The sequence below is a fragment of the Shewanella litorisediminis genome (assembly GCF_016834455.1).
Classification (GTDB): domain Bacteria; phylum Pseudomonadota; class Gammaproteobacteria; order Enterobacterales; family Shewanellaceae; genus Shewanella; species Shewanella litorisediminis.
The window spans coordinates 1209736-1234512 of record NZ_CP069213.1; the positions used below are offsets into that span (position 1 = coordinate 1209736).

Below are 24777 nucleotides of genomic sequence, written 5' to 3' on the forward strand. Positions count from 1 at the left end.
TTCTTGAATAAGCCAAATGTCAATTATAAAAGTTGACCAATTCCACAGTGGAAACAATGCCGAGTTTTGAGAATATTCTTGATTTATATGTGCTTACAGTTTTTTGATTAATATTGAGTTCGTTGGCAATGGCTTTGTTTCCTAATCCTTTTTTGAGGTATTGAGCTACTTTGTATTCTTGTTCTGAGAGTATTTTATGCAAATTCTGTTTTAAACCAGACGTGTCCTGACCTTTTGTGAGTATTTCGATAATGGTTTCTGCAGTGTCATTCAAAAGTTCGGCTTTGATCAGTGTACGTAGTTCACAATCTTCAAATATTTGATTTGTCAAAGGATTGGTCAAGGTAATTAGCATTCCTTGATATAGCTCCTTTATACTGATTGCCAGATTTTTTTGTTCCAAAGCATTGCCAGAGCATGCGTCTATCACTACCAAGTCGTAAGGATTGTGCCGGATAGAAGAGAGTGCATCCTCATTAATAACTGTGATATGGGATTTAATGTAGCTCGCTTGCTTTTCAAGTAAGCGCTTTAAGGCTAAAGCACTAAGTTCGTGGGTGTCTATCAATAGAACATTAACATCGTCATCTCCATCTGAAGCGACAAGTTCATGTTCTCTATTTCTTTGGTAAAAATCCTGCAGCGCACTAATGCTAAGCGGAGGAGAGGTGTAATACCCCTGACAGGTTTCCGCTCCCATGGGCTTTAAATACTCCCATGTTTCCGCATCTTCAACCCCTTCAATGACGCAATGCATACCCAAAGACTGTGCAAGTGACAGGGACATCTTGGTTAATTGTTGATGTTTGTAATTGTAAATAATATCAGAAACGAATGATCGATCGACCTTCAGTTCTGTAAAGGGTAACTTGCTCAATTGATTGAGCGAGGCATATCCAGTACCAAAGTCATCGATAGACAAACCAATACCATGCATCCGCAGACGCGCCAGATTCGCCAGGGAAGTAATTGAATTGTTGTAGACATCACTTTCGGTTAGCTCAAGGGTTAAGCGACTGGTTGAAAAATGATATTTTTTACAGATATCAATGACTCTGTCTGCAATTTGATGTTGAAGATTACTTTGGCAAATATTGACCGATAAGTTGAGGGTTGGGCTAAGCTTCGCTATGGCCTTCACCGCCTTGTCAAGCACAGTTTCAAATAAGTCATTCATTAACCCGGATGCGTTGACTTGATCAAGAAACTGGTCAGGGCTCAAGCGGCCATAATCAGGATGATCCATCCTAACCAATGCTTCTACTCCGGTCATCAGGCCTGTTTTAAAATCAAACTGTGGTTGATAGTAATTAAATATTCTTCCCTGTGAGAAACACTCTAATATTGTCTCTTTAGACAGGCTTGTCGGTAAGGTTTTGTCAGCCTTGTTGACTGTAATTTCATCAGCATCTGACATCAGTTGTCTGAGTTGGAGAAAAGAATAGGGCTTTGACATCACAGCAACATAGGGAAAGCCTGCGAGGTGGCACATGTTTTCTGTAATTTCCAGAACGGCATCGTCTGCAGCACTTAAGATGACAACACCTGCCGTTGGCTGCTCTGTGCATAATGTTGACAACAGCGTGACCCCGTCCATTTGTGGCATGTGGATATCGCAGAATATCAAAGAAAAGTCGCGCTCTTTGAAAATTTGCAGAGCAGAAACACCATCTCGGGCCATGTAAATGTTGTGCTCACCCAGTTCAGCTAATTTTAGCCTTAAACTGGTTGCTTGAATTACATCATCTTCGACGATAAGTATGTTCATCATGTCCCCGATTCAGTGAGGGGTTGCAAATACTCTGAGGTCGAATCAATCAGGTTTTTGATTGATTTGATCAAAGCGTCCCTGGCTTGTTGCACATTACCGGATGGCCAGGCCTTTTCAGCTTGTTCGGCAATCGTACGCAACTCTGTTAAGCCCAAAGCACCAGCTGAGCCCTTGATTCTGTGCGCCAAAGCCGCTAAATCTGTCGATTCGAGCTGCAATAGTTTTATATCGTCAGACATAGCCCCCAGCACAACCGTCGCCATATCGATGCGATCTTCATCACGATACTCCATCAGCCACTGGGGAGGCGGAGTCTTTTGGGTTTGCTGAGGTAAAAACTGCTTCAGCATTTGGTACAACTGCTCAAGAGAATAGGGTTTGTACAGCATAGCATCAATGCCAACATCAGCAGCCTTTGCGGCAGCTATCTTGGACGACTCCGCAGTACAGCCTATGATTGGAATGTCTTTATAGTCAGGAAGTTCGCTTCTGACTTTCGCCACCAAGGTAAAGCCGTCCATACCAGGCATATGGCAGTCTGTTAACAGCAATTGGTAAGTAGCATCAGGCGAGGTTAGCATCTTGAAAGCCTCATGACCGTCTTTTGCAAAGTTGGCTGTAAGTCCCAGTGAGCTTAATTGGCGATTCAACAACAAGCGATTGATGGGGGCGTCTTCTGCAACCAGTATGTTCCCCTCGAGCGACGGTTGCATCGGCGCGTCATTGGCTCTTTTATTAGTATTTTGCTTCAGGGTCGACTGCCACTGATCCACCAATAAATCAGGATAGAGGTTAGGCGTGGATGCAGACGAAGATGAAGTATCGATTGGTGCCTCCGATTTTGCAGAAACTTCAGTTGGACTGTGGTCAACGTCAAATGCTCTAAGCCAGGGGTACCATCTTGGGTCGCTTACAGTCAGGTGTGCCAGCGGGCTTGCCAATTCGATTGACTGTAAAGGCATTGGTATCGACACAGTCACTATGGTGCCGAGATCTTTTTGGCTTGATATGTGAATTTCGCCTTCCATCAATTTTACCAAATTCTGTACAATTGACATTCCCAAGCCAGTTCCACCAAAGCGACGGCTAATAGTGTTGTCCGCTTGAACAAAAGGTAAGAAAACGGTTTTTTGTTGTTCCAGGGTCATGCCACAGCCCGAATCACTTACCTGAAAAGAAAAATGATCATCAGCCAGACGTAAAGTGACTATTATCCCCCCGGATTCGGTAAATTTGATGGCATTAGACAACAGATTTGACAATATCTGTTTAAGGCGCAGCACATCAACTCTGGCCTCCAGTTTTGCAGACGCTTTCCAATCGACGCTGAAGTGTAGCCCTTTTATATTTGCAGATGCTTCAAAACTTCTCAATAAGGGGCCTAGCTCGCGATCTATACGATACCAAGAAGGGTCAAGCTGTAACTGAGCTGCCTCCATTTTGGAAAAGTCTAGAATATCGTTAACCTGATATTTAAGTTGATCTGCAGAACTAACAGCATTTTCGATTAATAATCGACTTTCATCATCTATTTGACGCTTAGACAATAACTCGAGCAAGCCCAACATGGCTGCTATAGGTGTACGAAGCTCATGGCTGATCACAGCCAAAAAGTGATTGCGAGCCGAAATTGCGTCCATTGCTCTTTCATTTGCAGTTACCAAATCGAGCTCTTTGCGCTTTAAGTCAGTTACATCATTGTAGACTTTCATAATGTATGGAGAGTTTTTAAGCGGATGCTGGATCTGATACTGACTGATATCAAAATAGCTTTCCCACCGTTGGCATAACTCAATTGTGCTAATCACAGAGATGTCGGAACTATCTGGCTTGTCAACACTGGATTTGAGCTGGCATGTTTTGGATAATCCACAGTTTCTACAGGAGCTGAAATGGGTTTGATAACTGTTATTTGCAAGGATGGTTTTTCCATGCAAGTTTTTGATAACAATCGCGTTAGGGATATTGTTAAGGATTGTGTTAAGCCAGTCTGTTTCTGACTTGGACAATTCAGCATTTCTTTCTAATGTATTTAGTTGCTTTCCTATTATATGTCGCCAAACAATAAAGGCGATTGCTAACAGAAGAGCCAAGCTTGTACAAGCAACAACCCATTTAAGAACGGTTTCTTCATTTACCCCAAATTGAATTGTAACCTTTGAATAGGCGTTCTGTAGTGCTTCTATCTGCTCAGGAGATATATTTTTGAGCGTCAGTTGTAAAAGCTCATAGAGCATTGGAGAATCATGCCTGACGACCATTGACAGTCTAACATTCACTTGCAAGTCAGATGGTGTATCAATGGGCTTAAAGCTGTCATCTTGTCCTTCCGTGACTAAACGGCTCAATAAATCGTTATTAATCAGCGCATGACTAATAATCCCTTCGTCCAGATCGTGCAATAAACTGGATAGCTCCTGATATACTTTAATATCTCTATATTTATCATTTACTTTTATCTCACGGTAGTAATTTCCGGTACGGTCTAAAATAGCATACTTTTTATGTGCAAAATCACGTGTTGACTCAACCAAACCAAACGTAATGGTAGCGTAACCTGTGGTTCTGTAAAAATCACGTAAGTCCACCCCTTCTGAATTTCGAGCAGGCAGTAAATCCACTTCTCCGTTTCGAAGCATGTGCAGCACGTCCTTACCATTTGCTGGCACATATACAAATTCGAGAACAGTCTTATTTTCAATCAGACTTAACAAGTCATGTATATAGCCCTTCATTGACACGGTATGAGGGTCATAATACGAAAGTGGAAAACTATCATCGTCCAATGTATATCTAATCGTGGTTTTCTCTAAGTCACTATGTATGATATTATTGTTGGCCTGAATGTTTTTATAATCAATATCATGTTGAATCTCATGAATGAAACGCTCTTTTAGATTATTTCCTTCGATAATTTTATTTATAATACTAAGTAATTCAGGTTGGGATGATGCAACAATAGCAAAGGCATCTTGAGGGCTGACTTCTGTATCATAAAACACCTTTCCATGTTGTTGCAGTCCATTGCTTATCATTTTGTTGATTAAAAAAGAATCTGTGATAACAGCATCCACATCGCTGTTGGTGAAAAGTGATGTTAATTCAGTAATACTCGACGCATTGGTTATTTTCTTTACTTTTTGCAGTTGCAATATTTCGCAAAAGAAAGATGTGGATAAGCAGCCGAAATGCAGGTTTTGCATAGGCTCGCTCATATATTTTTTATCACTGAATAGTATTGCAGGGAGAATCTCGTAAATAGGAAGCGAAATAAGATGCTGTTGGCGTGTATCGCTGGAGGGAATTAGACCAGGAATAGCATCAATATAGCCATTATCGAGGCCAAACTTCAAGTCTGTGACAGAGTCATAATAGACATGTTCAATCTTTAATGAGGTTTCATCTGAGATCAATGTAAAAAACTCTTCAACAAATCCGCCTTGAGCCTGCATTCCACCCCAATACGGCATGAAGCGTCCCTTGAGTACGCCAAATTTGACAGATTTTTTACTTGCGATGTAATTATTTTCCTCTTCACTCAATTTGATGTCAGCAAACACACCAGTGCTGAATATTAATGTGATAAGGAAAATGATTTTTAACGTGAGTTTCATGTATTGCTCCACGGGGAAAAAATTGTGGTGGTCGATTTAAAACGATTTAACTGAAATTTATTCATGGTAATCAGTTGATTACATGATTTTTTTCAGCGCCATTTGATATTTTTCCCTTATCTTTTTTAACCGATTAGGCTGATTTGATAAAAGCTCGGATAAAATTAAGAAGCTATTTTGCAGCATCTTTAATATATGGATTTTGTCTTTATGTGTTTTATTGACATTAGCCAATATATGGATGATCGCGCTGCATACCTTGATGCAGAAAGGCTGTAACCTTTGCAATTCAAACAAGGTTTCAAAAAAATCATCACTGCTCTTAAGGCGATGGTTTTCTATGTCTTTCTGAAGCAGTGTGACTTTTTCTATGTTACGTTCGAACCTATTTTTAAGCTGTTTCAGTAGGTAATCATTGGTGATAGAAACTTCATTTTTTTCAGTTACTATTGATTTTTTACAACTGTGTAAAACATATTTTGTCTGGTTATCTAGTGAAAGCATTGATAGGATGAATGCAAAAAAATACAGGTCGTAAAAATCCAAATTGGAAAATATAGACTCAGTTGAAATGATTCTTTCAATCTTATCATGCAAATTTATAAGGTTGCCAGAAAGGATATTTAATCCAACTTGAATAACTTCAACTTGTGGCAACAACTCTAGGTTTAATTTTATTGCAGACAGTTCCCTATCTATTTCAAAGGCACAATGGCTTTGTTCATTGTTATTCAATAAATAAATAAGGTAATAACGCACATAGATCAACCTTGTTTTATTAGTTGAGCGGTATGTGTATTTGTTTTGGTCATGATACTTTTTTGCATATAAATATGCATTTTCATATTCACCCATTGCAAGAAATAAATTTGAAATTACTAAATCCCGTTCTTGGCCACCATCCAAAAGCAACTCAGCTGACTTCAGATGATGAATAGCATTGGGTAAATCATTGTTGAGTAAGCTTATAGAAGACATGTTATCATGATAATAAGGGCTGGTTTCTTTATCTTTTAATTTTTCCAGTATCAATTTTGCTTGTTCAATTTTATTAGCTTTTATTGATAGGTTTGCCAAGGAGATTTTAATCCAGTCATAGTCGTAATCTTCGAGCATTGATTCGTATTCTGATTTTGCCTGCGAGATTTGCCCAAGCTCTAAGTGGGCCTCTGACTTTATCTTTCTTATCAGTGGTTGGTGCTCATTATTGAGTACTAAATGTTGTTCGCATTCAGTAATAACACGATGGTAGTTTCTCTCGGCTATCGCAGCGTAAATCTGGATTAATTCGCGTTTTCTAGAAATTGAGGCCCTAAGCCGCTTCACCAATATTTCTTTAGTAAATGGCTTGAGTATGTAGTCATCAGGTTCTGCATCAAGAATGCTTCTAACTACCCTTGAGTTGTTTTCACCTGTGAGAAAAATAAAGACACTACGAGGATCATAAGCGCGCGAATTCTTAATCTCTGAAAACAGTTGATTACCATTAAGGTTTGAATTGAAGTTGTAATCACAAATGATGACGTCAAACTTAATTTCATTGCACTTTGCAATAAGTTCGGCAGGCTTGTAGGCTAAATGGATGTTTCCTTGGTTGAAGCCCATGTTACGTAATATAGAAGATAGGGAGGTGCAAACCAACTTTGAATCATCCGCAATGATAACAGTGTATGAATAGTAGTTTTTTTGCATTTCTTTCTCCCAAGTGAAATTAACTTGCAAGCTTTAACTTAGTCAAGCAGTTTAGGCTGTACTGTAGCTCACTTATCAAAATATTTAATTGGTCTTTATAAGAAGCATGTTGATTCCTGCCTGAAATGAGCGCGGATTCAACCAAGTCATGCATGTAGTTAAAACCAATAACTGACAATCCCCCTTTAAGACGATGTAACACATTCAGTGTCAAATCCGTATCGGGTACTCTCATGCTATGATTGATCAGTTCGAGATCTTCAGTAACAGACTCTATATAGACCTGTATGAATTCCTCTGCGTCTTCTTCTACGTTGTTCAACCAGCTTACATAGATTTCACTCATCTTTTATTTTCCTTTTTATTCGCTACCCGGTGATGAACGTTTATCTGTCGGCGATTAACTTAGTCAATTTGTATAATATTCGAGAACATAGGCATTAACTCGTTTATTATCGAGTGTAATTTGATTGCTCAGTTTAAATATTGCTTATTCCTTACAGACATCTTTTACTGTTTGAAGGAGTTAATCACATTGCGCTTTGTTTTTTGTTGACTGGAGGGCAGTGATTGAGTGCGCCAGCTGATGCTGGATAAAAATGATGTCAGTTACAGCAAGCCTTAATACAAAAAAATACCAGTGTTAATATTAGTTTTGTTATGTTTCTGTTTTGTTAATTTACGTGTGTCCAATAGCGACATTGAGCATTCTATTAATTTTTTACGCCGAACTCGAACGGTAACCTAATTGATTCAGCCTCTTGCAGGCACTCAACTCTCTACTGGATATATTGCATTACTTTACTACAGTGGCGCTTTTTTATTGCATAATTAGCATGCTCTTAATGGATTAAACTCATGATCTTAATGAAAATAACGTTATTTTTCGCAATCCCCATAACCATAGTGAAGATGCCTGTTTGTTCAAAATATGTGCATAGTTTACTTCGCCGCTAATTTAGTTCAAGTAGGATTATTCCTACATGATTTACATCGCATTCGATTTGGCTAAGCATGGCATGGTGAATGCGTTAGCTGTTTAAGCTATCGAGTGAGTGACTTGGGAATGTGTGAACAAGCTGTCGTTCAGTGTCGGCTTCGATAATGGGACTGTTCATGATATTCAACTAACGGTAAGACGGGACATGGTCAATAACGTCAAATTATTATTGCTATCCGAGCCTCGCAGTTGGAGTCATGTTGCATTGCGATACTTGCATTTACTCGATGGTTGCTGACGAGCCACCTGCCAATTACTTATCTTAATGGGCGTTGTTGATTAAATCTTTTTGAACCATTTCAGGCGCCGGTGATCAGATCTTTCAGCACAGACTGACAGAGTCATCATCATGGGTAAAGCCAAGCACAAAATCATTAACTGGCCTGAGTACAACCAGAGTTTGCGCAATCGCGGTTCATTGACCTTTTGGATGGATGACGCAGCCATTAAGGGCTGGTTATGCCATCAGCATCATGGTGGTCGGGGGCGCGGTTTTCAGTTTACTGACCATGCGATTGAAGTCGCTCTGATGCTGAAAAGCGTTTTTGGCTTGTCGTTGCGCGCCACAGAGGGGTTCATTAATTCCTTGTTTAAGCTGATGGATGTTCCCTTGACCTCACCGGACTATAGCTGCCTCAGCAAGCGAGCTAAAACCGTGAAAATTGCCTACCGATCGCCGAGTCATGGCGCGATTGCCCATGTCGTTATCGATGCCACAGGCTTGAAAATCTTTGGCGAAGGCGAATGGAAAATCCGTAAGCATGGCAAAGAAAAGCGCCGCGTTTGGCGCAAGCTGCATTTGGCCGTCGATGCCCAAACACATGCCATTATTGCGGCGGAAGTCAGTCTTGATAGCGTCGGCGACAATGAAGTGCTGGGCACCTTACTCAAGCCGCTGCGTCGTCGCATAGAGCAAGTCTCTGCCGATGGCGCATATGACACCAAAGCCTGCCACAAGCTACTTAAAAATAAAGGGATAAAAGCAGTGATACCGCCGAGGTCGAATGCGGGCTACTGGTCCAAAGACCATATTCGCAATGAGGCCGTGGATGCACTTAAAGCAGGTAGCTTATCTGACTGGAAGCAGCAACATCACTACGGTAAAAGGTCGCTGGCGGAAACCGCAATGTACCGATACAAACAGCTGATAAGCCCGACCCTGACGCTGCGAGACTACAACGCCCAGGTTGGCGAAGCCTTAGCTGGAGTTAAGGCCATGAACAAAATGCTGAGCTTGGGAATGCCTTCAAGGGGCGCTGGTCGTTAAACCAAGCAAGACCTTGGGGCAGTTGCTATCCGCGCAATGATTTGATCAACAACGCCATCTTAATGCCGTAAAGGGCACAGCACCTGATAGCGGTCATGCCTTGGATGACCAGTTTCAGTCATTTCAAAAGCCAAGGCGCCTGTGAAGGGGATTGGCGTAACCAGGCGCATGGGTGTTTGGCCTCGAAAACCTTGTGGGTGTCCTCACTCCTTATTGGCAGCGGACTATCAACGCGGGTTTTCTGTCTATCATGGCGTTCCAGATTTCCCGTACCTCGTCATAGTCGGGGTCGTCCGGCAGCACCAGTTGGCCTTGCAGCTTACTTTTGAGCGTGTTCAGGGTCTCGGAAGAGAGGGATGACATGGGTAGTTCCTTAGCCGTGCTCCTGGCAACGGCGGGTAAGGTAAAGTGCCCGAACGACCAGGCGCAGCGGGCGGTTTGATGAGTCAAGTTCTGATAATCGAAAGTGGTAAGCGCAGCCTGAAATCCAACCCCTGAGGAGCACCCTTAAACACGCTCTTTTATGCTCGCGGTTGTCAGTGCCTTGTGTAAGCATAGTCCCTGACACCAACTTAGGGACATGGCGAAGGTTCATGGGTCGGCCCAAGAGGGCCTGGGCAGCAGTATCCCAAGGCAGGCCACAGGGCGAACATGGGGAAAGGCGGCATCGCGATAATCGAAATGCGCTCAAATACAGAGCCTTGGCTTACTGACTGATGAGGGCGTCAGTCAAAAGTTGTTTTTACGCTTCATTATTGGCACAGATACACCTTTGAGGGAGGCTTGCTGTATAACGGGGAAACCCAGGCAACAAGGAGGCCGCCATGTCGCAGTCGAAGACGATGAATACACAAGAGACGCAAACCCTGTCAGCATCGGGAGTGCCACACTCGCACGCCCCTAAGCCCACCAAATCGGCCACCGCCGCGGTGCAGCGCGGTGTGGCCCGCGCCGATGGCAAGCTCAGCCTGGCTGACTCAACGCTGACCTTTACCCCCTACAACAGCCAGTTTGGTTTGGGCCCCTATCAGCTGGCGGTTACGGATATCGCCAGGGTGGAAAAGTGCCTCGGCAAGGGCGGCGGCTTGTTGCCCGTGACCCGGGATGCGCTGCGCATCACCTTAAGCGGAGGCGACAGCTATGAATTTATCCTGGCCAATCCCGACGACTGGATAGCCGCGCTCGGCGCCTGAGTTCAGAGAAAGGCGGCGAGCCTTGCGGTAATCTCAGCCAAAGGCTCGCCCTGATGTGCTTTCTGGTCATTCCTGACCCTTGCTGAGGCTTCAACCTTCAGCCTTCAACCTTCAGCCTTCAGCCTTCAGCCTTCAGCCTTCAACTTTCAACCTTCAACCTTCAGCCTTCAGCATTCAACCACTGTGCTTAGCCATTGGCCGAGCAGAACCAGAATTTATTGCCTTCGCTGTCAAGAAAACTGCCCACCAGATAGCCTTCTTCCACCACAGTGACGGGGTCAGCTATGGTCACGCTCCTCGCCCGTAAATAGGCCTCGGTGTCCGGCGCATGGTCACATTCTATGGTGATGCGCGGATTGGGTTCGCTGGTGGGGGTGCCATACCACTCGTCCTTTAACATCAGCACCAGCTCCCCGAGGCGATAGCCCCTCAGCTGGCCTTTTTCCATTGCCGGTTCCAGCGCCAGCACCTCGCTGTAGAAATGGGTTGCCCGTGCCATGTCGTTCACGGCGATGGCGATAACTTTAACGGCCCGCAGGCCATGGGATGAGGTGTTCATTTTGCTGTGCTCCTACAGCCGCCGATACCATAGGTAAGTATAGTCCTCACAGTCTTTTCCGATGGCTCGTCCGCCAAGGATTGCCACCTACGATTGTATGCTGTACATTTGAGCAAATTGGCTTTTAACCAAGTAAAAACAATGGTTAAGGCATAACTGATTTAATGCTTATGAACGCCGTGCCAGTGGATTGGTGGCAGCAATGGATTGCAGACTCTTCTCCTTCCTCTACTCCCACCGAATGCGCTTTCCAAGGCGCTGCCTTGAACCAGTTTTGGTTTGTGATTGCTCGGGTTTCAGGTTTAACCCTGCGGGTTGATTGCTTTGACTAATCAGTGTGATTAGTCGCTTTGCAAGCGACTTGAAAGCGAAGCCTTCCAGGCTTCACCCGGGCAGAAGGCTTTGCGCGCCCAAAGCCCTCTGCACACCAAAGGGCGCCCCCACGAAGCCGAGCACTTTGGGCTTATGGGCTGAAAACGACCACCGAAACCGACTCGCGAATTTACATCCCTATAAATTCATCCCAGCTCGGCTTTCCTTGCCTCGCGCTCATAAGCTTGTCGCTTCGCGACATTCACCCCTTCTCGACGGTTTCTGCCTCGATATCCCTATCTCGGCTTACCCGTTTCTCTCAGCCCAACTCCCAAAGCGGCTTCGAAGGGGGGGGAATGGTTCATTCCGCTGCTTTTGAGGTTGTCCAGATTCTTGGCTTTACTGCAGATGATATGAAGTGCGTGAAGGGCAGCCCCAAGCGCAGTGCACCTGGGTCTGCCGGGGAGGCGGAAGTCCTGCTTACGCCGGTTTGATGTTCTGGTTCATCCGCAGGAGATTATGGGGGTCGTACTTGCCCTTGATTTTGGCGAGGCGCTGGTAGGTTTCGCCGTAGGCAAATTCCACCCGGCCCGCTTCTTCTTCGGTGAGGAAGTTGATATAGGCACCGGCGCTTGCAAAGGGTTTGGACTTGGCAAAAAACTCCCTTGCCCAGCCGATACAGCGCTGGTCATCATCGGCGCTGTCCCAGCGGCCGTGCACATTCATTACATAGTTGGCATCGCGGCTGGAGTAGGCCATGGCATCGGCCGCCACCCGGCCGGTTTGGGCGCCAATCACGCCGATAAAGATTTCACACTGGGGGGAGGGCAGGCAGGCGGCGTATTCCAGAATGCAGTCGATGGCACCTTCGGCCAGCGAGGTAAAGTTGTGGGACTTCCAGTAGTTACGGGCGCCCGGGGTCAGCAAGGGGTCGAACGCCTGCTGCCAGGCCTGGAAGGGCTGCACCCCAATGTGCTCGCCTAGCATGGGGGCAAACTCCCGCAGCGGGGCTATCAATCGCTCGCCTTCGGCGGGATCGCCGCAGTAACACATGGCCAGTGCCACCATTTCTTTACCGTGGGCGGACTCGGGCAAAAACGGCAGCGGCGGCGCCTTGCGGGTCACCATCCACACACTTAGCTCGTCGGGCATGGTTTGGGTAAAGGCGGCAAAGCGGGTCAGCACGGTTTTGGCGTGCTCGAAGGGGAACACCATCAGGCCGCTCAGCAAGTCCGGCCCCACCGGGTGCAGGCGAAACTCAAAGCGGGTGACTATGCCAAAATTGCCGCCACCGCCCCTGAGGCCCCAAAAGAGATCGGCGTTTTCCGTTTCGCTTGCCCGTACCAGGCGGCCATCGGCCAAGAGCACCTCGGCCGCCAGCAGATTATCCACTGTCATGCCGTACTTGCGGCTAAGCCAGCCAAAGCCGCCGCCCAGGGTTAGCCCCGCCACCCCCGTGGTGGAATTAATGCCAAGGGGCGTGGCCAGGCCGTATTTTTGCGCCTCGGCATCAAAGTCGCCCAGGGTGCAGCCCGGCCCCACGTGGGCAATGCGCTTGGCGGTATCTATCACAATGTCTTTCATCAGCGACAGGTCAATCATCATGCCGCCATCGCACACCGCATTACCGGCAATATTGTGGCCGCCGCCGCGAATGGAGATGAGCATATTGTTGTCCCGGCCTACCGCCAGGGCCTCGGCGGCATCCTGACTGCTTTGGCAGCGGACTATCAATGCGGGCTTTCTGTCTATCATGGCGTTCCAGATTTCCCGTACCTCGTCATAGTCGGGGGCGTCCGGTAGTACCAGTTGGCCTTGCAGCTTACTTTTGAGCGTGTTCAGGGTCTCGGAAGAGAGGGATGACATGGGTAGTTCCTTAGCCGTGCTCCTGGCAACGGCGGGTAAGGTAAAGTGCCCGAACGACAGGCGCAGCGGGCGGTTTGATGAGTCAAGTTCTGATAATCGAAAGTGGTAAGCGCAGCCTGAAATCCAACCCCTGAGGAGCACCCTTAAACACGCTCTTTTATGCACGCGGTTGTCAGTGCCTTGTGTAAGTATAGTCCCTGACACCAACTTAGGGGCATGGCGAAGGTTCATGGGGCGGCCCAAGAAGGCCTGGGCAGCAGTATCCCAAGGCAGGCCACAGGGCGAACATGGTGAAAGGCGGCATCGCGATAATCGAAATGCGCTCAAATACAGAGCCTTGGCTTACTGACTGATGAGGGCGTCAGTCAAAAGTTGTTTTTACAGATCATTATTGGCACAGATACGCCTTTGAGGGAGGCTTGCTGTATAACGGGGAAACCCAGGCAACAAGGAGGCCGCCATGTCGCAGTCGAAGACGATGAATACACAAGAGACGCAAACCCTGTCAGCATCGGGAGTTCAACACTCGCACGCCCCTAAGCCCACCAAATCGGCCACCGCCGCGGTGCAGCGCGGTGTGGCACGCGCCGATGGCAAGCTCAGCCTGGCTGACTCAACGCTGACCTTTACCCCCTACAACAGCCAGTTTGGCTTGGGCCCCTATCAGCTGGCGGTTACGGATATCGCCAAGGTGGAAAAGTGCCTCGGCAAGGGCGGCGGCATTTTGCCCGTGACCCGGGATGCGCTGCGCATCACCTTAAGCGGCGGCGACAGCTATGAATTTATCCTGGCCAATCCCGACGACTGGATAGCCGCGCTCGGCGCCTGAATTTATAGCCGCGCTCGGCGCCCGAGGTTGGCGCCAGAGTATAGAGAAAGGCGGCGAGCCTTGGGGTCATCTCAGCCAAAGGCTCGCCCTGATGTGCTTTCTGGTCATTCCTGACCCTTGCTGAGGCTTCAACCTTCAGCCTTCAACCTTCAACCTTCAACCTTCAACCTTCAGCCTTCAGCCTTCAGCCTTCAACCTTCAACCTTCAGCCTTCAACCTTCAACCTTCAACCTTCAACCTTCAACCTTCAACCTTCAACCTTCAACCTTCAACCTTCAACCACTGTGCTTAGCCATTGGCCGAGCAGAACCAGAATTTATTGCCTTCGCTGTCAAGAAAACTGCCCACCAGATAGCCTTCTTCCACCACAGTGACCGGGTCGGAAATGGTCACGCTCCTCGTCCGTAAATAGGCCTCGGTGTCCGGCGCATGGTCACACTCTATGGTGATGCGCGGATTGGGTTCACTGGTGGGGGTGCCATACCACTCGTCCTTTAACATCAATACCAGCTCCCCGAGGCGATAGCCCCTCAGCTGGCCCTTTTCCATTGCCGGTTCCAGCGCCAGCACCTCGCTGTAGAAATGGGTTGCCCGTGCCATGTCGTTCACGGCGATGGCGATCACTTTAACGGCCCGCAGGCCATGGGATGAGGTGTTCATTTTGCTGTGCTCCTACAGCCGCCGATACCATAGGTAAGTATAGTCCTCACAGTCTTTTCCGATGGCTCGTCCGCCAAGGATTGCCACCTACGATTGTATGCTGTACATTTGAGCAAATTGGCATTTAACCAAGTAAAAACAATGGTTAAGGCATAACTGATTTAATGCTTTTTTAACGCCGTACCAGTGGATTGGTGGCAGCAATGGATTGCAGACTCTTCTCCTTCCTCTACTCCCACCGAATGCGCTTTCCAAGGCGCTGCCTTGAACCAGTTTTGGTTTGTGATTGCTCGGGTTTCAGGTTTAACCCTGCGGGTTGATTGCTTTGACTAATCAGTGTGGTTTGTCGCTTTGCAAGCGACGGGAAGTCGTGGGTCTCCAACCCACACCCGGGGAAAGGGGGCCGTTTCGACTGGCCCCCTTGTCCAATCCCCCAGCGACCCGCAACGAAGCGGACAACTCCGTCGGGCTTATGGTGAAAATTGGCTGGCGCGACCGATTCGCTCCAAGCTCAACGGTCGCTGCTTCGGCATCCATGCCTCGCCACGCCATTTTCATCAACGCCCTTGGCCACTTCGAGCGGGATTGGTGTTAACCGCAGCCGCAGAGTTGTGGTTGGTAGAAACGAGTATCTTGCAAGGTAGGACAAGCTTACAAGCTTGGATAACCTTACAAGGTCGTATGAATAAAATGTTACATTTATCAAAGGAAATGAGGCCAGATGGCAAAAATAAACCCCTTCAAGCCAAACAGTCCAGTCCCTCCTGGAATGTTTGCAGGTCGAATTGAAGAGATTGAATCTCTGGAAAAAGGGCTTAATCAAACTAAGCATGGAAACAGTTCAAATTTTCTAATAACTGGTGAAAGAGGGATAGGAAAGTCCTCTCTCATTGGTTACATCAAGCCTACCGCTCAGGGTTTAATAAAGAGCTCTGATTACGATAAGTTTAACTTTGTTGTTGTAAATACTGTTATCTCTAATAAATCAACGCTGATTAGCTTTATTAAGTTATTGGAGCGAAATTTAAAGAGAGAAATTGAAAAAATAGGAAAAGCAGAAAAAGTTAGAGCGTTCTTTGAAGATACGTGGTCTTTCGTACAACGACTTAAAATCATGGATTCGGGAATCGATAAAGCTCAAGTAAACGAAGAACTCGATCTCATCATTGATGATTTTTCATACTCCCTTGCAGAAACGTGTAAAAGAATAATAAACCCAGAAAATGGTGAGTCCGCAAAGGACGGCATCATGATTATTGTTGATGAAGCTGATAACGCATGTCCTGATCTTCATATCGGCTATTTCTTCAAAGTTGTAACGGAATTACTTCAGCAAAATGGCTGCGAAAACGTTATGTTCATTGTTGCAGGGTTGCCAGATGTCGTCGAAAAGCTGGTTGCCTCTCATGAATCTTCGATGCGTATTTTTTCTCAGTTGGTAGTAAAAGAGTTGAACCCCGATGATCGGCGGTATGTGGTAAATCGTGGTTTGGAAGTAGGTAACGAACAGAACGAAGAGCAGACAACTATTACTGCAAATGCAAGAAATATGATATCAACCCTTTCTGAAGGATACCCACACTTTATACAGCAATTTTCCTATTCCGCGTTTGAAGCGAATACGGATGGTGAAATAAGCGAGGATGATGTGGGTAACGGTGCTTTTAAGAATGGCGGCGCGCTTGACGCGATAGGAACAAGATACTATCAAAGCTTGTATAACGAGCAAATTAAGTCTGATGAATATCGCGAAGTTCTTGAAATAATGGCCGAGAATATGAATTCTTGGATCAAAAAGAGTGATATTCGAGAAAAATTCTCAGGCAATGATCACACTGTTAGTGACGCATTAAAAGCTCTGACTGCGAGGAAAATTATTCTAAAAAATCCTTCAAAGTTAGGGGAATACCGATTACAGCATAAAGGGTTTGCTCTTTGGATTAAGTTGTTTGGGCGTAGGAAAAATGCAACAAGTTAAAGCACGCGGACGCAGTAAACTGCGCCGGTGTTAATTCGATAAAGGGGTCGGAGTGAATTAAATACTCATTCGCTTTACCAAGCCAAGGTCGCCAGCGTTTGAGATGACCAAGTTTTCGATTGGAAAGAAAGAGCGGACAGGCAAAACGCTTGACTTTCAGATTGCACCCGCTTTTGAACCCCTTCGGTGCCGCTGAGGGTGTTGCTGAAAATGGCGTAGCGAGGCATGGATACCGAAGCAACGTCAGTCGAATCAGGGATGAGCGTCTGGCGCGTTAGCCAATTTTCAGCATAAACCCGAAGGGGCTTTCGGCACCGTCAGGGGTGTCCTTGGGGTTGCAAGGGGTGTTGGACAAGCAACACCCCTTGCCCGGAGGCGGGCTGGAAGGCCGCGACTTTAGGTCGCTTGCAAAGCGACATCCTTTGCAAAAGCGTCTGGCTTACGCATTAAGCCAACGGCTCCAACGGTCGATACCGTGCCACCGAAGCAGGCAACACCACTCCTTGAGACTTCAAGGCATTCACCCGATGTAAATACGCCGCACCAGTCAACAGGTGCAACGCCAAATCCACCGCCCGGCGCTCGCGATAATCATCCAGATACGTCCCCTTCGACCAGCCGTTAAAGGCGCCGAGTGCGGGTCCTGCCCAGATTTGATAATCCATCTCACGGCCAGCCTCGCCGGTATTCGACCAGCGGCTTGAAAGCCCCAGATACCAGCGGAAAATCAGCGCCATCTTGCGCTTGGGGTTACCCTGGGCGCGTTCAATCTGGCTGGGGTCGCGGGCCATAAAGTGCGCCACCGTGCCTTGCCAGATGTCATCGAGGCTGGCGCGAAACACCTGGGCTTCGAGCTTGGCGCGCTCGTCCGCCGGAATGGCGTCGATGCTGTCGTAGCGGCTGTAAATCTCGTACAGCTTGTTGGCGCGCATGGGGAACAGGGTGCCGCGCTTTACCACCTGTAGCTTTACACCCATCTCGAACATGTCGGCGGCAGGAGCCATGGTCACATCGGCCATTTCGGTGGTGGCCAGCAGCTTACGGGTGTGCTCGCTGGCACCGGCCTCGATACAGGCCTGATTGATGGAGCCGGTCACGATAAAGTCGGCGCCCATGTTGAAGGCGGCCAGCGCCGCATCCGGGGTGCCTATGCCGCCGCCTGCGCCCACGCGGATGGGGGTGGCAAAGGCGTGCTGGGCTTGCAGCTCGTCTCTGAGCGCAAGAATGGTGGGCAGCAGAGTCACCAGCGGGCGGTTGTCGGTGTGGCCGCCGGAGTCGGCTTCGGCGGTGATGTCATCGGCCATGGGCACCAGCAAGGCAAGCTCGGCCTGTTCGCTGCTGATATGGCCATCGGCGACCAGGGCATCGAGCATCTTTTTCGGCGCACTCTTCATAAAGTGGCTCGCGACCTCGGTGCGGCTGATTTTGGCAATGACCTTGTTTTTGATGACGATATTGCCATCTTTATCGCGGCTTAAACCGGCGGCGCGGTAACGGACTATGTGGGGGGTGAGCGCCAAAAAGGCCGAGGCCTCCACCGTGTGTACGCCGTGCTTTAAATAGAGCTCCACCGCCCCTTGCTCAAGCGCAGGCTCACTGGGGCTGTGGATGAGGTTAAAGGCGTAGGGGCCCTGGGGCAGCTCGGCCTGAATGCGCTTGATGGCGGCTTCGACCCGCGCGGGCACGAGACCTGCGGCGCCAAAGGAGCAGAGGATACCTGCTTTACCCAGGGCAATCACCAGCTCTTCCGAGGCGATGCCGTTTGCCATGGCGCCGGCGTAGTAGGCGTATTTTACCCCGTGGCAGCGGCGGAATTCCGCACTGCCAAGTTCAAAGGCGGCAAAGGGCGCGGCAAAGGCGGCGACCTCAAGGGAGCCTGTTTTGCCTTGGTCTGCTGCCTCGTGGCTGACGCCAAGCTCACTGCCGGGCAGACGCGCCATGTACACAGGCTTATCCAGTGCAAGCAGCGCCGCCTTGATGTTTGCATCGCCGCTCACGCTGAGGGCCGGGTCTATGGCCCAGGGCCACTTGAAAGGTGTGCTCATCTGTATTCTCTGTTTGGGCGGTTTATACCGCTGGTCATTCTTGTTTTGTTGGCGGCCGTGGCCGCGCGGAAAGCGTTTAGGTTCTAGATTCTAGATTCTAGGGCCCGGCGTATTCATCGCCGCTCAGGCCTCTTCTATCGCCAGGGCCAGATCGCTGATTTCGTATATGCGCAGGCCATCTTTGGCAAGCCAGGCGTCGGCCTTGAGGGTGACGCGGCCTGTTTCCCTTTCAATGGCGGTGATGTGCAGCTCCAGCGACATCTGCCTGTTTAAAGGGCTGATTTGGCCACGGTATTTCCACTTCACACGGCTTAAGCAGTGATTAAAGCGCGGATTGGCAAACTCATTTCCAAGGCCTGCGTCCAGGGCGAAGCTTGAAAGCAGCTCGATAATGGCCTCAACCCCCAAAGAGCCCGGCATCACCGGGTCCTGATGGAAGTGGAAGCGGAAGAACCAGTCGCTTGGGTCAATGGTGCGCTCGCCGTACACATAGCCAAGGCCTGCCTTGCCGCCGGCGCGGACAATGTCCACCCTGTCGACAAAGTTAAGGCGACCGCCGGGCAGGCGCAGATGGGGCTTGCCGGGGGCGGCCTGATACAGGGCGCAGGCGCTGTCGCGCAGGTTATAGCTGATGTCGGGGCTCAGGTGCTCAGCCTCAATCCAGGGCGTGGTGACCTTGCCGTTATCCAGCCCCAACTGGTGGGTGAGCGCCTCGGCCTTGAAGTAACCAAACACCGCCTTGCCCTCATAGAAGGGCTCACCGTCTGCCGCCAGCGCAAAGCTGAAGGTCTGGATGATATTGGTGCCGGACATGACAGTGCTTAATAGGCACGAGTCGTTGCTGATGGTCTTGCCCCGAAGGTCAATGTCTTTAATCAGGGTGCCTTCGCCGTCGAGATTGCGGAAAAAGAGCTCAAGCCCGGGGAAGCCCAAGGTGGTGCCCATGTAGCCCGAGATAAAGCCGTTTGGCTGCAGGGCGATTTCCATCAAAATGGAGTAGGGCATGCGCGCCGGATGGCTGTTTTCGGCAAAATACCAGGCCTTTGGCGGCACTTCGTATTCGCCGATGCAGGATGCGGGGGATTTGAAATCGCCGCGCTTGCCCTTAACCTCCACCACCCGGGTGGTGAGCTGCAAGTCACCGCAGGGGGTGCGCGGCGGAATAAGGCCACGGTACACCGCGAACTCGGGGCCGAAGCAGTTTTCGATATTGCCGGTGGCAAACTCGAACAGGTGCCAGGGGGTAAAAGGCACAGAATCCGGGATGCGATTTGCCGATTTTGGAGAATAGTCTTTCGTCACCGGCGCTTCGATATGTTTCACCGGCACTACACCCTTGATGGGGGTGGCATTCAGGTCGGGCTCGTGGGTCATCAGCGGCGCATGGATGGACGCCTGACGGCCTTCCAGCAGTGCCTTGTTGTCGCTGATGGCAGCTGTTTGGTTGTCATTGCCATAGCGATGACAATCCTCATCTTCCTTGAGCATCACGCCGGTATTGTGAGAGGGGAAATCCACCCTGCTGTTGTCTGCGCCATAGCGATGACAATCCTCATCCTCTTTGAGCATCACCCCGGCATTGTGAGAGGGGAAATCCACCCTGCTGTTGTCTGCGCCATAGCGATGACAATCCTCATCCTCTTTGAGCATCACCCCCAGGTTTTGAAAATCCACCACGACTTTTCCGTCGAGGATAATTTCGATATTGGCCTTGGCCCAGGGTGAGGGGGTGAGACCTATGTCGGTGACTTCCATGCGGTAGCTTAGGCGGTTCGACTGGGGCAGTACCTGACCACGGCAGCGCACCTTTTGCGGCGCATCCTTCAATGGTTGGAAGCGGCCGTTTTTGGTGAGCTTGTGCAGCCCCAGATGCAGCATGTAAAACTGCAGCAGCTGACCACAGCCCTCGGCCATCAGCGAGCCTGCCATCACCTGATCGTCTTTGAAATGACAGGGGAAATACCAGTGGTCCGGCTCAAGCTGCTTATGGCCTTCGATAAGCCCCAGGCCCCAGGCGCCGCCTTTGACATCCACCTTGCTCACTTCTTCAATCATCAAAAACTTTTCAGAAGCAAAACAAAGCGATGGCTGGTGGAAACCCAGATCGTGACTTGGGCCAAAGCAGCCCGCCACATCGGCGGCGAGCAGGCGCGAGACCTTATCGTAGCCAAAGGCGGTTGTATCGCAGGCAATCAGCGGCGTGAAGCTACGTGGATTTGCCATGGCGGCACTGCGCTGTTTTATTTCATCCTCGGTGCGAATAACCCCTTTGCCATCGGCAAGCTCGGCGTCGGTGAAGAAACCGGCGCAGCCGCCGTCCATCTTGAGGATAAGCCTATCGCCCACGAAGCACTCGTAGGAGAAGAAAAACAGCAGGGTGTCGCCGTTGCGGGCGTAGTTGTTAATGGAGATATCGTACCTTAGGGTATCGCCGCCTCGGGGCAGGTCACCGAGGAAGGTGAGGGTGCAATCCAGCAGGCGATAGACCCGCTCGCCCTTGTTCTCAAGGTCGATGCCGAGGAAGGAGATGAGCATGAGATCGCACTGGCCCGACTCCACCGCCACCGCCCAGGGAATTTGCCCGTCCACCAGATAGGGGGCGTCCACCGGGATATCGTATTCGGTGGTCATGGTGCTTGGCTTGTACTCGCCAAGTTTTGCATCAAGCTTGGTGACCCGGGACACCAGCAGATAGTCTGTGGTGGGCAGGCGCACCCGGCGCTTGTAGCTGTCGATAATGGCGTAATCGGGGCCAAATACGGGGGCGATATCGCCCTCGGCGTACTCAACCAAATCGGCGTAATCCCAGATGCAGTCTTTTACCGCCTGGCTAAGCGGCGTTTGTTCAACTGCGGCTGGTGTTGCCAGCTCTGGCTTGGGCAGGCTGAGCTCTGCCTTGGACTGACTGCGCTGCACCTCGGGAAGGCTGATTTCCACCTTGGGTAAGGTGACTTGCAGGGGTTTATTCTCGCTCACCGCCGCGGCGATGGCGGCATTGCTGATACCGGCTGCGTCGCCGGTGATATCGGCCATCAGGGCGCGGGCAAGCTTGAGCCCGGCTTCGCGGCTTTGCAAGAATGCCTGATGGGCCTCCATGGCCGCCAGACGATTCTGGACCACAGGTCCGGTCTGGCTGATGTTGATACTGGAGCCGCTATTGGCGCTGATGCCGGCGCTGATGCCGGGGCTCGATGGCTGATAGCCGGGCGACTGGGGCGTTTTATTTTGTGTCATTGGTACTTCAGTATTTTTCTGCGAAGGCGGCTGTTCAGTGGCGTTGGATGCCGTGCTTTCCAGGGCATTGCTTGTAAGCGCAGTGTTTTGTGCCAGCTTGGCGCGGATAGAGCCTTCACAGGGCAGTTCGCCGCTGAGTATGTGGCCGCGAATATCTCTGCCGCCAAGCTGTATGCGCTGCAGCAGCTGCTTGCCTGCGGGGGCGTGCAGCCCTTCTGTGAGGCGCTGACTGAGGGCAGCTTGTTGTGCCTTGGTTTGGCGAAGCTCGACCCGGGCGCTGTGCATGGCGCCATCCAGCAGTACCGCTGCTTTCGACTCTGCCCCATGGCCTTTCAGTGTCAAAGACAGGAGCGAATGTTGCAGGCTCGCCATATTGGCGGCGGCAAAGCAGTGGCCCAGGCGGGCACTGGCGCTGTGGCCACTGACGTTAAGCATGCGGCCAAGCTTGCAGCTGGGGCTGTGCTCTGTGATGTCCTCTACATTGGCCTGGTCGGGGCGGCTGAACGTTGGCGGCGTGAGCGCGCCATAACGGCCTTTGCTGCCTGCCTTCAATACCAGGGCGCCTGCCCCTTCACCGGGGGGGAGACCCATGGCGCCAAGGGCGCTGCCATAGTGCCATACTTTCTCGGCGCTGGCGGCCAAGTCCACCGCGGCCACTACCACGGCGTCCAGCTGCTGGGTGGCGCAGAGGTTGTCGGCCACCTCCAGCGCGCGGGCAACCGAGAGTTCGCCCGCCGACAGGGTAAAGGCCGGGCCGCTGAAGTCCCACTGGGAGGCCACCCGGGAGGCCATGATATTGCCTATGTAGCTGGTGTACTGATTCAGGCTTGCCGAGGGCAGCACCGCATCCATGGCAAGTTGCTCCAGCGCCTGATATTCATCGTCGCTGAGCACTATGCCGGCCCGTGCCAGACTGTCGGCAATCTGGGTGTGCAGGTTAACCCGGCCGCGGAACTGATGCAGCTCAAGCTCGGTTTCCATGGCAACCAGCACCGCCACCTTGCTGCCGGGCTTGAGATCCGCATCGCGGATGGCCTCGTCGGCCACCTTCATCAGCAAAAGCTGCTGGGCAACCAGTCTGTCGCCGGGGTGGGGCGGCAGCCTGAAGCGCAAAAAGTCCAGCTCGAATCCGTCTATAAAACCGCCAACATGCTGTATCGCAGAGTCATGGGACCCGGCGCTCAGGTGCTCGAGACCTTTCCAGCGCCCCTCGGGCAGCGGCACAAGGGCGTGTTTGTTGTCTGTTATCAGGGTCGCGAGCTCGCCCACATGGGTTGCCGCGCCGAAGTGTCCGGCGAGGCCTTCGATGCCAAAGCTGTCGCTGGCTGAGTGGCTGACGTCAGGACTGCTCAATGCTTGAAGCGCTTCTGCTCCATCGGGGGATTCCAGCACCAGGTGGGCGTTGCAGCCACCAAAGCCGAATACCGATAATCCGGCCATGGCGGCATTATTTTGCGGTTTTGCAGGCCAGGGGCGGGCTGCGGTGACCATCTGGTCGTCGCCAAAGAGCCCCTTGGGGGAGCTGATTGGGCTGGTTAGGCGCACCGTGGGCGGCAGAAGTTTATGCTTCATCGCCAGCATCAACTTGATGATGCCGGGCATACCTGCGGCGGTGAGAAGATGGGTCAGGTTGGACTTTACCGAGCCGATAAGGGGCGGCGCACTGCCATCGAGGCGCGACTCAAAAAAGCTTTCCAGTGAGCTCAGCTCCACCTTGTCGCCAAGGGGCGTACCTGTGGCGTGGCATTCCACCACTTCCACGGCGCCGGGGGCTATGCCTGCGTCTTCGTAGGCGCGCTCGAAGGCCTTGATTTGCCCCTTGCTGGCTGGGCTTAACACAAACTGGCCGCGACCATCGTTGGACAGCCCAACACCCCGGATAATGCCGTGGATGGTGTCGCCATCGCGTTTGGCGTCATCCAGGCGTTTGAGCACCAGTACCCCGGCGCCTTCACCGGCGTACAGGCCGCCGGAGTGCTTATCGAGGGGGGCGCTCAGGCCATGCTCCGGGAAGGCATGGAAGATGGAAAAGCCCATGCTGATGAAAAAGGGATCGGCGCCGCTCACCGCACCGGCCAGCATGACATCGGCCTTGCCGGTGGCCAGATAGTCGCAGGCAAGCTTGATGGCGTAGACGGAGCTGGCGCAGGCCGCATCCAGGCTCAGGCTCACGCCCTCAAGCCCCAGGCAGTCGCTGATAAGGGCCGAGGCATCGGCGGCCGTGTCCTGTAACCAGGGCTGTGACCCAAGGGTGCTTTGCCCATCGAAGGGCTGCAGCGGCGGGAAGCCGGGCAAACGGGCCTTGAGGCCATTTTCCACCGCCTTGTGGTACAGGGGCAAAAAGGCGCGGTTGGAGGCTTTGGTGGGAAACGACAGGGTACCCATCACCACGCCGCAGCGGCGTTTATCCATCCCGGAGTTAAGGCTCTGCAGTGCCATTCTCGCCACATCCAGGGCCCACAGCTGATGCTCGTCCACTTGGGAGGCCAGGGTGGCCATGGCATCGGCTGGCTTGGCGTAACCCTCGGGTGAAAAACGAAAGTCTCTCAGGTAGCCGCCCTTGTCGCAGTAAAAGCGGTCGCTCTTACCCTGCTCCCCAAGATAGGCCGCCACAGGCGCGCCGAGTTTGTCCCGGCAAATTGGGCTGTGGGCATCTTTGCCCTCGGTTATCAGCGACCAGAAGGCATCCAGGTCGTCAGCACCGGGAAAACGCCCCGCCATGGAGACGATGGCAATGGGGCTGGCACCTTTGCTGGC

General features: G+C 50.6%; 13 protein-coding genes and 2 pseudogenes. 4 read left to right on the forward strand and 11 right to left on the reverse strand.

The features are described 5' to 3' along the window. Window positions 1-19: 19 nt before the first annotated feature. From JQC75_RS05375 to JQC75_RS05390, 4 genes are all read right to left on the reverse strand, one after another. Entirely contained in the window at window positions 20-1771 is a 1752-nt protein-coding gene (locus JQC75_RS05375) for an EAL domain-containing protein (protein ID WP_203326427.1), read from the reverse strand. Next, window positions 1768-5385, reverse strand: a complete 3618-nt coding sequence (locus tag JQC75_RS05380; RefSeq protein WP_203326428.1) for an ATP-binding protein — start codon at window positions 5383-5385, stop codon at window positions 1768-1770. The genes JQC75_RS05375 and JQC75_RS05380 overlap by 4 nt, the downstream gene beginning before the upstream one ends. Before the next feature lie 78 nt (window positions 5386-5463). Further along, on the reverse strand, window positions 5464-7077 hold the full coding sequence (locus JQC75_RS05385) for a response regulator (protein ID WP_203326429.1): 1614 nt from the start codon (window positions 7075-7077) through the stop codon (window positions 5464-5466). Window positions 7078-7096: 19 nt separating this feature from the next. Further along, the gene (locus JQC75_RS05390) at window positions 7097-7423 is read right to left on the reverse strand and encodes an Hpt domain-containing protein (protein ID WP_203326430.1); all 327 of its coding nucleotides are present in this window, start codon (window positions 7421-7423) and stop codon (window positions 7097-7099) included. A 1003-nt stretch (window positions 7424-8426) separates the two neighbouring features. Between JQC75_RS05390 and JQC75_RS05395 the strand changes: the two genes are divergently transcribed. Next, the gene (locus JQC75_RS05395) at window positions 8427-9344 is read left to right on the forward strand and encodes an IS5 family transposase (RefSeq protein ID WP_203323908.1); all 918 of its coding nucleotides are present in this window, start codon (window positions 8427-8429) and stop codon (window positions 9342-9344) included. A 210-nt stretch (window positions 9345-9554) separates the two neighbouring features. Here the strand turns inward: JQC75_RS05395 and JQC75_RS05400 are convergent, their stop codons facing one another. Next, entirely contained in the window at window positions 9555-9707 is a 153-nt protein-coding gene (locus JQC75_RS05400; protein WP_203326431.1) for a hypothetical protein, read from the reverse strand. 461 nt (window positions 9708-10168) lie between these two features. Between JQC75_RS05400 and JQC75_RS05405 the strand changes: the two genes are divergently transcribed. Beyond that, window positions 10169-10537, forward strand: a complete 369-nt coding sequence (locus tag JQC75_RS05405) for a hypothetical protein (RefSeq protein WP_239002086.1) — start codon at window positions 10169-10171, stop codon at window positions 10535-10537. 187 nt (window positions 10538-10724) lie between these two features. On the opposite strand, the gene JQC75_RS05410 is transcribed toward JQC75_RS05405, so the two are convergent. Continuing rightward, window positions 10725-11096, reverse strand: coding sequence for a VOC family protein (locus JQC75_RS05410; protein WP_203326432.1), 372 nt, complete (start codon window positions 11094-11096; stop codon window positions 10725-10727). Window positions 11097-11888: 792 nt separating this feature from the next. After that, window positions 11889-13274: an FAD-binding oxidoreductase gene (locus JQC75_RS05415; protein ID WP_203326433.1), complete on the reverse strand. Its 1386-nt coding sequence runs from the start codon at window positions 13272-13274 to the stop codon at window positions 11889-11891. Between the two features lie 460 nt (window positions 13275-13734). On the opposite strand from JQC75_RS05415, the gene JQC75_RS05420 reads away from it, so the two are divergent. After that, entirely contained in the window at window positions 13735-14103 is a 369-nt protein-coding gene (locus JQC75_RS05420) for a hypothetical protein (RefSeq protein ID WP_239002087.1), read from the forward strand. 288 nt (window positions 14104-14391) lie between these two features. On the opposite strand, the gene JQC75_RS05425 is transcribed toward JQC75_RS05420, so the two are convergent. After that, window positions 14392-14763 (reverse strand): VOC family protein, encoded by a 372-nt coding sequence (locus JQC75_RS05425; protein WP_203326434.1) that lies wholly within the window; start codon window positions 14761-14763, stop codon window positions 14392-14394. Window positions 14764-15484: 721 nt separating this feature from the next. Here JQC75_RS05425 and JQC75_RS05430 point away from each other — a divergent pair. Continuing rightward, the gene (locus tag JQC75_RS05430) at window positions 15485-16741 is read left to right on the forward strand and encodes a P-loop NTPase fold protein (RefSeq protein ID WP_203326435.1); all 1257 of its coding nucleotides are present in this window, start codon (window positions 15485-15487) and stop codon (window positions 16739-16741) included. A 446-nt stretch (window positions 16742-17187) separates the two neighbouring features. Here JQC75_RS05430 and JQC75_RS05435 read toward each other — a convergent pair. The 3 genes and pseudogenes from JQC75_RS05435 to JQC75_RS05440 all read right to left on the reverse strand — a co-directional run. Beyond that, window positions 17188-18570: pseudogene (locus JQC75_RS05435) on the reverse strand (PfaD family polyunsaturated fatty acid/polyketide biosynthesis protein); the annotation flags it as partial. A 75-nt stretch (window positions 18571-18645) separates the two neighbouring features. Next, a pseudogene (locus tag JQC75_RS19050) lies at window positions 18646-18786 on the reverse strand (hypothetical protein); the annotation flags it as partial. Between the two features lie 123 nt (window positions 18787-18909). Further along, the gene (locus JQC75_RS05440) at window positions 18910-24741 is read right to left on the reverse strand and encodes a hotdog fold thioesterase (protein WP_203327129.1); all 5832 of its coding nucleotides are present in this window, start codon (window positions 24739-24741) and stop codon (window positions 18910-18912) included. Between the last annotated feature and the right edge of the window lie 36 nt (window positions 24742-24777).